Raw genomic sequence first — 12,335 nt, 5'->3', positions numbered from 1 at the left:
AGGGGGCAAGTTTTTGGTGTTTTAATTATGTAAGCATTCAGCTGAGAGCTCTCAGCATATGCTTATGGTGGTTTGCATAACTATCAGGTGCACAGGATTGTTTTCCCTCTTACCTCTTTTCCCCTCTTGGGAGGGGTTAGGGGTGGGTTCCTGCTCCCTGCTCCCTGCTCCCTGCTCCCTACAAACCCAAAACTTTATACCTCATAAATTGCAAACCGCTGTACTTAATTCTCTCAGAATTGTAGCCCTATAAGAAACTATGATCGTGAATAATCTTCTATATCAACGGATTCATAGTCTAACTCAGAGACTGTAAACTTATATCTTTTACCTCGTTCTAAACTCCTGGTTTTGTTAGTACAGTCTTTAGCATTTTTTCCATCACCTGTTCCTACAGAGCAAGATTTAAACTTTATGTTTAGAAAATTATTGGTATAAATTCTTTCGCTACCTGATGACAATTTTTGTATCCTATCATTGATCCAATACTTTACAGAGTAGGGAGTCTGATTGGATATAAGTGTACCAACTTCAGTAGTATTTGGCTGGATAAAGCTTTGGATAACCCAGTCACTACCACATTTGTACTGAGTAAGAGTCCTGATATCAGCACACAAAGACATAGGAACTTCTGAGTTCATACAAACTGATTTCGTAATAGGATAGGAATCTCTTTGTCGGACATCAATATTTCTTTTAATTACAGCAGTGAACACTCCAGACTCAAGTACACGATCGCGTTCTTTAATCTCGTACTCAAATGTATTCTCTCCGTCTAAAACGTGAAATTCTTTACTATCATGTCTTGTTCCAAAACTCATCCGTGTCCCTTCTGAAGATCTACCATGATCGTACTCTCTGTCAGTGTAAGGATATGGGTCACTAGCTACTCCTCTGGTAATATTTCTAACAATTACACGTCTTTTACGAGCTGGGGGAGTAGTAATGGAAGTAAACCGGGCTTCCCGATAGGATGAGCTGTAACCTGGGCACTCACCTACATAATCAATTTCGTGAATTTCTGTTTGATTGAGTTCTCGGCTACCTAAGAACTCCCATCCTATTTCAGGTGCAGGTTCTGTTTCCGAATCCTCTTCAATTCCTATTTCAGGTGCAGGTTGTATTTCCGAACCCTCTTCAATGGGCAATGGTTTGAGTGGCGGAATCTGTGCTAGTGAGGGTGCTCTAAAAAATATCAAAACCAGACTAATGCTCAAAGCAGTAAGCAACAAAAATTTGCTATTTGATGTAATTTTATGAACTATTTTGTTCCATAATTGATTAAAATTAAACATAATAAAATGTTAATTTATGTAAATAATTTAAATGTCAAAAAATACCTGAGTGCCTTTTTGATCGATCTTGGCATCTTAACCTTTACTTCGATTTCCATAAGATCCACTTCCATGAATTACTTCTGGATAGCTTCTACTTGTTTGAGCCATGTTTGCCAAAACAAAGTAGCTTGAGACTCTAATTTTTGGGCAAACATAGCGGTATCTTTACGCAATTCGGCAACACTGAGATCGGGAGTTGAACTAATTTCGCAGGCGTGACCAACAAACCAATGCTCTAGTCCTGCAGCAGTTACTTCTGGGTGAAACTGTAAAGCCAAACCACATTCACCCCAGCTAAAGGCTTGGTTGTTGTACTTTGAACTAGAAGCTAGATGAGTAGCACCATCAGGAAGGTCAAAAGTATCGCCATGCCAGTGCAGGACTGGAGTATGTTTTTTGGCTAAATAGTTCAAAGGTGACTTTTGACCTGCATCGCTAAGTTCTATGGGTGCCCAGCCAATTTCTTTTACACCACCAGGGTATACCCTTGCCCCCAGTGCCCTTGCCATCAGTTGAGCCCCCAAGCATATACCGATGGTGGGTAAATTAGCTGCTAAACGCTGCTCCAGTATGTGAAGTTCATCTGTTAAAAAAGGATAATCCGATTCGTCGTAGGCTCCAATCGGCCCACCTAAAATTATTACCAAGTCTGGATAGAGAAAATCTATCTTATCTAGATAAACAGAAGCAGCCTTGATATAGGTGACATGATAACCCTGTTGCTTGAGAGCCTGATGTAAACTGCCTAGATCTTCAAAGGGAACGTGTGTGATGGCAATGGCATTTTTAGTCATAACTTTTACTCAATTGATGGTATTTTGCTGGAATTTTATCAAACTGTAGTAGTTCCATATAAAAGTGTCAGAACCACATTCATTGTTGTTAGCTTAGTTCGATCTTAATTTCAGTCCTGACCTGCATTTTTAGTTAAGAAGATTTGCCTGGGCGAAGCTATCAAACCCGCGCTGGGAGTCTAAAATGCCCAACTCTTCGGCGAGCTTAGTAACCCCGTTATAATCAATGCGCATCAGGTTAACCTCGTTGTCTTTTGCGCAATCACCAATCACCTCTTTAGTATGTGGAAATTTGATCTGATCCAACATTGCTTCCCATACACCAAGCTCGATATTGGCAAACCAGTTAACTGGCTTGGGCAGCATCTCCATGAAGAATTCCTTCTGTTCTTTAGTCAGTTTGCTGTAAACCAACTTAGCCAAATTCTTAAAGATAGGGCTATGAGCCATCTCGTCACGGCGATGCATCTCAACTGTCAATCTGTTGAATGGCTGAATTGTGGTATCCTCTGCTAAAAGCTTGAGATAGTCACTGATGAAAACTTCGGAGACGATCGCCGTTACCAACTGAACGATAATTTTTTGCCAATCTTCCGACCAGCGGTCTTGTTCCTGACGCATCTTAATAACAAGATTAAAGTCCGGCAACCTCAGGGACTCTAAACCCCTTTGCTTCCGGGTAATGGAGCAAGCGTTGTTTACTAGTAACACGTGGAAAGCTTCATCCGTAAGTGTCTCGATTGCAATCTTCTGACTGATTTCATCTTCTGTTCCCGGTACATTTTTATAAATAATATCGGAACAGGCAGGGACAACTATTTTTAATTCGATGCCGATAGTTTTCTCGTTGTAAGCCAGCCAGCCGCAGGAGAGAATTTTATTCTGGACTTCCTCTGATGCTTCTAAGAAACGAGGATGGTTTTTAAATGGCAACAAATCCACGCGAAAGTCTTTCAAAGTTGGATCGAATTTTGCCTCTGGCTCCTGCTTCTTCACTTGTGCTCGTTGAGGCCACTTATTGGAAATTTTCTGTAGGAAGTTGCGACAATGGGAGTTGTCATGAGAGTTGAACTTTCTATCTTTGACTGAAAGAGTAGCTGTAGTCTTCAATTGATTGTTTCGGATTTTCATTTTTAACTATCCAAATTTTTTTATGTAATAAAACTAATGTGCAAATGTCCTAAATCAGTGCATAATTAACAATTTTTCTGAGTTATAACCAGAAAAATTGGCTATACCAAACCTAGTGTGTATAAAACCGTGATTATTGCCGATTCGACGGGTTATTTAGAAACAAGTCTTATAAAAAAAACTACCGCCAAATTAAGATTATACTAATTTTTTGATAACCTTTTTATACAGCCAGTTCGGTAGATCAGAAAAAAAATTCTATTAATAGGATCAATTTTGCAATTAAGCTGAGGGGGTGATCTGAACGCTAAAAAGCTTACTAGATAAGGCTTTGATTCCAATTATCTTAGGACATGTCAACTACAAAATTGACCTTATAAATGATTTTTTTGAAGCTCAAATCCTTATAAATATGTCCAATATCAGCCCAAAAAAGTATGTATGATTTTGTTGAAATTGCCTGAAATTATTACCCATTAATGATTTTAGCTTGCATGTCACACCCACAGGGAGTTATCTGTTGAGTGCTGCTATCTTCTTTTTGGTTTAATTCATTTATTGCACCTCCAATGAAAATCATAAACATTATGGGTATCCAAATCATACATGCCATAATTAAATATCCTAAATAAACCCTACAGGCTAGCCCAATCATATGATCGATTCCATAGTCGATATGCCAATTTCCTTGTTCATCTTGATAGACGTCTTTAACTTTCATAAGTTTTTTTAATCATCCAATAAATTATAAAAATAACTACAAAGCTTATAGATAAAATTCCGCAATTCAAACCAAAAATATTTTTATAAACTCATTAATCCTAGGGTGGGCAGTGCCTACGTGGTTTGCAAGCTTCATTATCTGTCTGATGCACTGCCCACCCTACATGAACCTTACTCATCCTACAAAGCTTATAGATAAAATTCCGCAATTCAAAACAATTTATTTTTAATTGATTTAATTCCTGGCTATTTAAGGGGTAATCGCTTATTTAAACGACTCATTTACTATAATCATTCTAATAGAACCATTTTCTTGAGGAACTATCTGTTGAATACTGGTATCTACCTGCGGTATTAATTCAATTAAGGCATCAAAAACGGAAATTAAAAATATAAAAAACAAGAAACTCATGGGAATCGAAATAATAAATTGGATCAGTGTCTGTCCTAAATCATTCCTAATGGCTAGCCCCATCAGATGATCAACTCCATAGTCGATATGCGAATTTCCTTGTTCATCTTGATAGACGTCTTTAACTGTCATGATTAGCCTCGCTCATCCAATAACTTAAAAAAAAATACAAATCCACAAAACTTATAGCTCACATGGGGCTATAATCGACGATGCTACCCTTTAGAAACTAAAGGTTTATCCCTATTAAAAGTTACAGGTGGCGTAGTATCTAGTCACGGAGCTGCTCCCCAAATTGATTCGTTAAGGTCTATATACTAATCAGGGCTAGCTCATAAATTTATGAAATCGGATCTTTTTTGCGTCAGGATAAGTAGCTGGGCGTAATTAAGTGTAAATGATTGAAATTAAAAATCATGAAACCCCTATGAATAGAGGATTACAGCTTCATTTTCGGATTTTGAGTTTTAACGTTTATTTATGCCCACCTACTTACTAATCAGGGCTAGCTCATAAATTTATGCAATCGGATCTTTTTTGCCTAAGAGCAGTGGGCGGGAATGCTTTCCCTTAGCGGCTCCTAGGTCTCATCCCATCCGCGTTAACTGATCAGCTGTGTTAACTGTTTCGCTGTTAATCAAATCACAACCATTTTGGCTTAGTCATCAAAAATATCCAACTGCTCGATAGTCATCTCTTGGTCGCTCATCTTTTGGCCAGTTGTCTTCCTAACTAACAATTGTTTGCCAATCCCTTTGCGTAACCCCAGGGCAATTTTACTGTGCTTCTCAATTTGCTTCATCACCTGCTTCGCCCGATTAATCACTGAAGTTGGTAAACCTGCTAAACGTCCGGCCTCAATGCCATAAGAACGGTTAGCTCCTCCTGGCTGTACCTGATGCAAAAAGATGATTTCATTGGCTAACTCTTTTACGGTCACCTGATAATTAGCGACATTGGGCAAAATCGAGGCTAACTCATTCAACTCATGATAATGGGTGGCAAAAATCGTTCGTGCCTTAATTTCCATAGCCAGATACTCCCCGACCGCCCAAGCGATGGAAAGACCATCAAAGGTTGCTGTGCCTCGACCAATCTCATCCAACAACACTAAAGACTTATCCGTAGCATGATTGAGAATATTCGCTGTCTCGTTCATTTCCACCATAAACGTAGACTGGCCTGTTGCTAAATCATCCACTGCACCGACTCTGGTAAAAATGCGATCGCATATCCCCAAACTTGCTTCCGATGCTGGCACAAAACTTCCCACCTGTGCCATCAACTGAATCAATCCCACCTGACGCAAATAACAACTCTTCCCACTGGCGTTAGGTCCGGTCAAAATAATCAAATCAGGATTATCCGTTTCGGTGGCAGGTTGGACGGTTACAGGTTTAAGGTTATTTGGTTGAAGGTTAGTGTCGGTTGCAGGTTGGACTGTTGAAGGTTGAAGGTTAGAAGGTTGCTGGTTAGTAGGTTGCTCGTTAGAATTTTCAACATTCAACTCAGAAGAACCTTCAACCTTCAACTCCCCGTCAACCTTCAACTCCTCTTCAACCTTCAACTCCCCATCAACCTTCAACTCCCCATCAACCTTCAACTCCTCTTCAACCTTCAACTCCCCATCAACCTTCAACTCCTCTTCAACCTTCAACCTTCCAACATTCAACTCCTCTTCAACTTTCAACTCCCCGTCAACCTGCAACTTGTTTTGACCTAAAGACGCGGAATTCGGGACAAACAAGCCACTGGGCAAGGACTGCTCCACCACTGGATGCCGTCCATCTATAATCCTAATTTCCCGGCTTTGATCCATATCGGGACGACAATACCCCTGATAAACAGCTATTTCTGCTAATCCAGACAACACATCCAACGCTGCTACCGCCCTAGACACACCCCGAATCCTGTCAGCCTCCAGCCCTACCTCATGGCGCAAGCCTACAAAAATTTCATACTCTAAACGATTCAAATCCTCCCGAGCCGTGAGAATCCGTGCTTCCCGTTCCTTCAGCTCTGGGGTTATGTAGCGCTCTTCATTAACTAACGTCTGCTTGCGAATATAGTTATCTGGTACCTGAGCTGTCTTAGCACGAGGTACACTAATGTAATATCCAAAGGTCTTATTAAACCCTACCTTCAGCTTGGGAATATCTGTCTTTTCCCGTTCCGTTACTTCCAAATTAGCAATCCACTGCTGATCCTCCTCGGCTTGACCACGCATTTCATCCAACTGCTGATTGACCTGAGGCCGAATTAATTTCCCCTCAGTCAGATGCAACGGTGGTGACTCTACCAGATGCTCCTGGAGTGTGTGCCCTAACTCTTCTAATTGTGGCGGTACAGTCTGCATCACTTTCAGATAGGGAGAAGAGCCATAAGCCGCTAGGTCAGCTAATTCCGGTAACCTCAACAGGGAATCCCCTAAGGCGACTAAATCTCTAGCATTCGCTCTACCAGAACTTGCTTTCCCTGTCAACCGCTCCAAGTCATAAATTTTCCGAAGCAGCTGCTGTAAGTCCTGGCGCAGTCCAGTATTCTCCACTAATTCAGCGATCGTATCATGTCGCGCCCGGATTCCCTTTATCTCTAGTAATGGTTGTAGTAGCCAGCGCCGCAATGCTCTACCTCCCATGGCTGTACTGGTTCTATCTAGAGCCCAAAGCAGGGAACCATTAAAGGTGTTATCTCGGACAGTGGCGGTAATTTCCAGATTGCGACGAGTCTGGTGGTCGAGAATTAAATAATCAGCAATGGTATAGGTACGTAATATCTGTAACGCTACATAATTTTCTTTTTGGGTATCCTTCAGATATTCCAACAACCCACCAGCAGCACGGACACCAAGGGGTAAATGTTCACAGCCTAACCCTTCAAGCGATCGCACTCTGAACTGTTCCAACAGTCGCTGTCGGGCTTCGGCCAAGGTAAAGTGTCGTTGGGGACGGAGTGCATAACAAAATGAATTTGGTAAACAATCCGGTAAACTTTCAGAGGTCTGACCAGGTCGTAGCATACTCCCCAAATCGGGAGCATTGGTGGGAATTAATACCTCAGAAGGCTGCAAGCGCATCAATTCCTGAACCAGCAGGTCTAACTCTCGGTCTTGAGTAGTCAGGAATTCCCCAGTGGAAATATCTGCATAGGCTAAACCCCAATGATTCTTAGCAATTACTACTGCTGCCAGGAAATTGTTACGACGAGCATGGAGCATCTCCTCTTCCATCAAGGTACCAGGGGTAAGGACACGGGTGACTTCCCGGCGCACCTGACGTCCTTCTTTGGCTGCTACTGAGGAATCTTCCACTTGGTCACAAATTGCGATCGCATAGCCTTTTTCCACTAGCATGGTGCTGTAGCGGTCCAAAGCATGGTGAGGAACCCCTGTCATTGGCACCCGTCCCACTCCCTTACCTGCTTCTTTGCTAGTTAAGACCAGTTCCAGGGCTTCAGAAATTATCCTGGCATCCTGAAAGAAGGTTTCATAGAAGTCCCCAACTCGGTAGAGCAGCACAGCATGGGAATACTGGTCTTTTAGTTGAGCAAAATGCTGCATCATCGGTGTCAGCTTACTGCGGTCAACTGTCCGATGGTCAGTATTCTCAGGCGCAACTTTCCTTGCTGCTTCAGTTGCCCTTTTCGGAAGGTTATCGTTGGATTCGGGAGTAGATGCTTGAGGGGATCTGCTCATGTAATAAGCTAGAAATACCAATATTCTATCGTAATCGGTAAATCCAACTCATCTTCGGTTTGTTAGATTGATTTCCACTGGGCTTCTATTACTCGATTGCAATAGTTTTGTCAAGACTAGGGAGTTGATTACTCTAGTCAAAAAGGTCACTTAAGTTTTAAAATACTCTTGAATTAGGGTCTATACTGCTGTGATCATGAGGGTGCATTTATTTACTTCGATCTAATTTTGTCAAGTATAGTGCCAAGTGCCTCAGTCTCGTCAGGCAGACTAAAATCAAACAGAATTAAATAGAATTAAACAGAATTAAATAGAATAAAAGAGCTTGAACCCGAATTGAATTATGTCTGAACCATCAATTACTATTACAGTCAAGCTTTTTGCTGCCTATCAAGAAACCTATGGCTTGCCAGAACTCCAGTTGGGATTTCCCCCTCAAACATCAGTATCAGCCGTGCTAGACCGTTTACTGAGTGAACACCCAGAGCTGGAGCAATGGCGTGAAGTAACCCGCTTTGGCATCAATCTGCAATTTGTTCCCCCCGATACCCCCTTGCAAGATGGGGATGAAGTGGTTCTGATTCCTCCTGTTAGCGGTGGTTAATTGATAGTAATCCCTAAAAAATAAGCCCTAAAAAATAAACACAAGTTGTAGCTGCAATTCCTTTACCTGACGCAGGATTTCAATTTTTTGAATAAACTCTCGAAAGTAAAACCGACGCTCTGATTCTGATAAATCAATCCAGAATTGAGGAATAGATACTGTTTGAGCGATCGCTTTTAAATTCACTGGCGGCAAAGCAGCTAGCTGCTGCTGCAATTGGTAAATTTCTGTGCGTAGTTTGTATGCTCGTAAATCAGCAGTTTCTTGATCAAGCACCCCACTAGAGGTTAACAGGGGTAGTTGCTCTAAATTATCTTTTTTTTGAGTAATTTTACCCTTAAGGGATTCCTTCACCCCATCCAAGCTGGGAGAATTCATAGCAGCAACAGCACGGGGTAATTCCTGACAGATCAGTTGAATGGTCTGCTCCAAAACCTGTTCATAACTAATAGCACGACATTTGGGATGCTTAGGACAATTGATCGGACGTAGGTACAGATATTGTTTGTTTTTACGATATTGAGTAACACTAACAACGGTCATTCCCGACTGACATTCCTGACAAACCACCAACCCTGCCAAAGAACGGGGAGCACTGGCGGTGCGAGGAGGTAATTGTCGGTTGCGCCTGAGCAATCGGTCAATCTGTGCCGCTTCTTCGCGATTCAAAATAGCGTTATGGGTATCGGAAATAACTTCACCATTTTTTTGATAGCCAAGGTCTCCCCGATACACCGGATTTGTCAGCCAACGACGCCCGGTAGTCACGGAAATCCGTTTACCATATTTTTGCTCTAAATACCGTACTGCACCCCGCAAGGAACCATAAAGCAGAAACTGCTCAAAAAAATCCTTAACCACCGGTGCAGTACTGCGGTCAATTAGATAGCGGTCTTTGCCGCGCCGATAGCCATAGGGGGCTTTTCCTGGTGGGGGTAAAGCTTTGAGGCGATTACGAGCGTGTCCTTGCCGAAGGCGGCGGCTGTTTACTTCCTGCTGGATTTCCTGTAGAAGTTTCAGTAAACTAGCCCGAATCGCAGTGTAGTTGGTAGCATCCCTTAGCTGAGCAGAATTGTAAGATTGCTCTGTGGCAACCAAGCAAACACCAAGGGTTTCAATTTGGGTAATGCGATCGCTAATTTCAGCCAAACACTCTCCCAGTTCTTCCAGACGACGAATTAGCAAGTAATCAGGGGGTTGAGCTTGGCAATCCGCAACTAACTGCTCCCACTGTTGACGTCCTCCCAAATCTAGATAGACCTGATCCACCTCCAAACCCCAAACTGCTGGGTCAGGTAGCGAGTCAAGTAGGGGATTGCTGTACAGGTAGGCAATGGTTTTCATCTATTTTCCCGAGCCCTACCTTAAACCCCTAAGTGCTAATCTTACTAATCTCACTAATCTCAATAATATTACCATCTGGATCTTTAGTAAACAATGCCGCACGACCAGACGAGCTCAATTGAATCGGGTAACCATGAGCGTGTAGAGATTCCTTCGCTTCATCTAAATTTACTACGCTAAAGGCAATATGGGGATTACGACTCCATTTTTCAGGATTTTTTAGTTCAACTTTAGCATTAGGATTAACCATCAAGTGAATTTGGAATTGACCAACCTGATACCAAGCACCAGGAAATCTCAGCTCTCGTTCAACTTTAGATAATCCCAAAATATGACCGTAAAAATGCTCTGCCTTTTCCAAATCAGAAACTAAAACAGCAACATGAAGACACTGATTAATTTCCATAATCTTTTACTTTAAAGTTACAAGTTATAGGTTACAGGTTATCTGGTTGAAGGTAACATTCAAGGTAGCCAACGAGCATTAAATCCAGTTAGGAGTGGTTCCGCTTCCAGCTTCACTGGAGTATCTGAAGATGTATCATCCACTAAAGGTAATAGCCAGAGTCTAGCATTGGCAATTATTTGTCCTTCATCAGTGATCAAACCTTCATCAGATGACCGTTCAGGGACTATTTGATCAAAGAGTATACCTAAGTCATCTGGGGACAAACTCATATGAACTTCCTGTTGCTCCGGTAAAACTACCAAGCGCTTTAAAGTATACTCATTCTTGTCATTAGGTTTAAGGTTAATCGCTGCTAGGAAAGGTTCTTCTTTGAATTCTTCCCCAGCAATGAGTTGGCTGAGCAGACAATAGAGAATCTGGTTTTGCGCCGAGAATTCACAACTATGGACAGAACCAGTGGTGCGCAGTATCTCTTGCTCAGAGCCTTGGTTTTTGACTAGAAATAGCGATCGCGTATAGTCAGAATTAAACTTCACCATCACTGCTGCTGAACCATCCTTAGCAAAGTTTAGGACCATGCCAAACTTCGGTAAAAAGTCTAGGGGTTGAGCATTTGGTGTCAAGGGTAAAATGCCCACTCCCTGACCTTGAGCCATCGCGATGGCGTTGCTATCAGGAGTAATTATAAAATCTCCTCCTGGTTCATGGTCTAATGGTTTTGGTTTAGCACCAGCTTGTATGGTCCACAGCCCAAACTCCGAAGGATTACTGCGACTGACCCGCTGTACCACAATCGTTTTACCATCAGCAGACAAATCAAACTTGAGATTCTGGTAGTCTTTGCTATCGAGAACCAGCTCAACTTTACCACTAGAGTCTGAGGATACGGTCGCTTGAGCTGGGGCACGAGTAGATATGCCCGTGGTCACAGTATATAATTTGGCGGAGAGCAAGTCCTGTTCTTGATTCTGACTCTGAACAGCAGAGAAAAGAATTCGGCTGCCATCAGGATAGAACTTAAAGTCCATAACCACCAAATCTGGAGGCGTCAAGATAGTTTTTTGTTGGCGAGTGAGATTATAGAACATTAATCGCCCCTGTTCTTCTGCTTTAACACCCACATAGGCAAATGCCCGGTCACGGGTACGGAAAGATGCCTTAAACGGTTCCATGGGAGTGTTATTGCCAGACTTAGCGAATTGATCTACTGCCCCAGTCAGCTGGAATTGATACTCGGTGCCATAGGGTAAGGGCAGCAGCGGAGTATAAGCCATTTTACGTCCTGCCCAGCTAATTTTGCCCGGGATGGGTGGAACAATGTTCAGATTAGCTTCGACACTAGTCTGATCCATAGCACGGCTGAAGGTGAGGATAAACGCTTTATCCTCCGCACCGACTTGTTTATCTTGCCACGTAAATTCCCTTACCCTGGGGGCAGTGCGATCGCCAGTCCACAGTAATATACCAATCAGTAGACTCAGTATAACTATGACTGCCCCAGCAGTACGGTCAATGGGTTGAAGAAAGGTTTGAATCTTCACGGTTTGAGCTGCTACTGATAGTTTAATCGGTTGAACTCTTCTAGCTCAGTCATTGATTTCTATGGGGGGCTTTACCCCCAATTTTAATAAATAACCGTATCATAGATTTTTTGCCTAAGCCCTGACTAAATCATTAGTATAGCCAATCTGTAAGTATACCCAATCTGTCATCGCCTCAAGCCAATACCCCAGTATTAGTCAGTCCCATCCTCACTAACAGGGTAATTGACCCAAAAAATCGGATATAAGTTCAAAAATTGGTAATTTTAGACTTATCGCATTTTCTAGTAAAAGTAGAAAAACGAAAGTGGGTTCGCTTTTAGCGAGCTTCCGCTAAAAGCGAACG

General features: G+C 42.2%; 11 protein-coding genes. 2 read left to right on the top strand and 9 right to left on the bottom strand.

What is annotated here, in order from left to right; genetic code table 11:
• The first annotated feature begins 97 nt into the window (after window positions 1–97).
• Window positions 98–253, top strand: coding sequence for a hypothetical protein (locus F6K52_RS10415; RefSeq protein WP_293077100.1), 156 nt, complete (start codon window positions 98–100; stop codon window positions 251–253).
• 4 nt (window positions 254–257) lie between these two features.
• Here F6K52_RS10415 and F6K52_RS10410 read toward each other — a convergent pair whose 3' ends face one another.
• From F6K52_RS10410 to mutS, 6 genes are all read right to left on the bottom strand, one after another.
• Window positions 258–1,217: a hypothetical protein gene (locus F6K52_RS10410; RefSeq protein WP_293077099.1), complete on the bottom strand. Its 960-nt coding sequence runs from the start codon at window positions 1,215–1,217 to the stop codon at window positions 258–260.
• 194 nt (window positions 1,218–1,411) lie between these two features.
• Window positions 1,412–2,131, bottom strand: coding sequence for a glutamine amidotransferase (locus tag F6K52_RS10405; RefSeq protein ID WP_293077097.1), 720 nt, complete (start codon window positions 2,129–2,131; stop codon window positions 1,412–1,414).
• 129 nt (window positions 2,132–2,260) lie between these two features.
• Window positions 2,261–3,262, bottom strand: a complete 1,002-nt coding sequence (locus F6K52_RS10400; protein ID WP_293077095.1) for a diiron oxygenase — start codon at window positions 3,260–3,262, stop codon at window positions 2,261–2,263.
• Window positions 3,263–3,731: 469 nt separating this feature from the next.
• Window positions 3,732–3,983: a hypothetical protein gene (locus F6K52_RS10395; RefSeq protein ID WP_293077093.1), complete on the bottom strand. Its 252-nt coding sequence runs from the start codon at window positions 3,981–3,983 to the stop codon at window positions 3,732–3,734.
• Between the two features lie 267 nt (window positions 3,984–4,250).
• Entirely contained in the window at window positions 4,251–4,529 is a 279-nt protein-coding gene (locus F6K52_RS10390; protein WP_293077091.1) for a hypothetical protein, read from the bottom strand.
• 526 nt (window positions 4,530–5,055) lie between these two features.
• The gene (mutS, locus tag F6K52_RS10385; RefSeq protein ID WP_293077089.1) at window positions 5,056–8,091 is read right to left on the bottom strand and encodes a DNA mismatch repair protein MutS; all 3,036 of its coding nucleotides are present in this window, start codon (window positions 8,089–8,091) and stop codon (window positions 5,056–5,058) included.
• Between the two features lie 343 nt (window positions 8,092–8,434).
• Between mutS and F6K52_RS10380 the strand changes: the two genes are divergently transcribed.
• Complete coding sequence (locus F6K52_RS10380; RefSeq protein ID WP_293077087.1) at window positions 8,435–8,695, top strand: MoaD/ThiS family protein; 261 nt, start codon at window positions 8,435–8,437, stop codon at window positions 8,693–8,695.
• A 27-nt stretch (window positions 8,696–8,722) separates the two neighbouring features.
• Here F6K52_RS10380 and F6K52_RS10375 read toward each other — a convergent pair whose 3' ends face one another.
• Genes F6K52_RS10375 through F6K52_RS10365 form a run of 3 tightly spaced genes read right to left on the bottom strand, consistent with a single transcriptional unit; the run spans window position 8,723 to window position 11,989 of the window.
• Window positions 8,723–10,039: a recombinase family protein gene (locus tag F6K52_RS10375; protein WP_293077085.1), complete on the bottom strand. Its 1,317-nt coding sequence runs from the start codon at window positions 10,037–10,039 to the stop codon at window positions 8,723–8,725.
• 28 nt (window positions 10,040–10,067) lie between these two features.
• Entirely contained in the window at window positions 10,068–10,445 is a 378-nt protein-coding gene (locus F6K52_RS10370) for a VOC family protein (protein WP_293077083.1), read from the bottom strand.
• Window positions 10,446–10,504: 59 nt separating this feature from the next.
• Window positions 10,505–11,989 carry an Ig-like domain-containing protein gene (locus F6K52_RS10365; protein ID WP_293077080.1) on the bottom strand — a complete coding sequence of 495 codons (1,485 nt, stop codon included), beginning with the start codon at window positions 11,987–11,989 and terminating at the stop codon, window positions 10,505–10,507.
• Between the last annotated feature and the right edge of the window lie 346 nt (window positions 11,990–12,335).

The organism is Moorena sp. SIO3H5 (genome assembly GCF_010692395.1).
GTDB lineage: Bacteria > Cyanobacteriota > Cyanobacteriia > Cyanobacteriales > Coleofasciculaceae > Moorena.
Note: the sequence above shows the minus strand (reverse complement) of the source record. Positions and strands in the feature narration are given on the sequence as shown.